We start from the raw sequence: 596 nt of genomic DNA, 5'->3' as shown, positions 1-596 counted from the left end.
GATTACCCCAATAACAATACAGTTGAATCGTCCATTTCATATTATCTGCAAAAACTACGTGATGATGATGAACTGGAGTTTCAGACCCCCGGTAACTATGAATATCTCAACTTCGATAAAGGTGAATTGCAGAGCATCACCGAGGAAACTGTTGAAGAGAACGTGCCCGCTGAAATCCCTTACAAGCGTTACGCGATAAGCAATTTGATCGACGAAGGCTGCTTTTTAGAAGAGGATAAAATCCAACTCATCCTTCAGCGGCTACAGGCCAAAAAAAACCTGATCCTGCAGGGGCCGCCGGGAACCGGTAAAACCTGGCTTGCTCGCCGCCTGGCATATTGCCTGATGGGCGAGGAAACCTAAAACGCATCAGCGCGGTGCAGTTCCACCCTACCCTCTCCTACGAAGATTTTATTCGCGGCTGGCGTCCTAATAATGAAGGACGTTTAGCACTGGTAGACGTGCCTTTTCTCCATGCGATAGACAGAGCAGTAAACGATCCGACGACTAAATACGTGGTCATCATTGAAGAGATTAATCGGGGCAACCCTGCGCAAATTTTCGGCGAAACGCTGACGCTGATGGAGGCGGATAAA

The 596-nt window shown here is 48.0% G+C and carries 1 pseudogene; it reads left to right on the top strand.

Annotated elements, in window-relative coordinates:
* Window positions 1-596: pseudogene (locus tag K5E19_RS24340) on the top strand (McrB family protein); the annotation flags it as partial.

Source organism: Enterobacter sp. RIT637 (assembly GCF_019718755.1).
GTDB lineage: Bacteria > Pseudomonadota > Gammaproteobacteria > Enterobacterales > Enterobacteriaceae > Enterobacter.
Note: the sequence above shows the minus strand (reverse complement) of the source record. Positions and strands in the feature narration are given on the sequence as shown.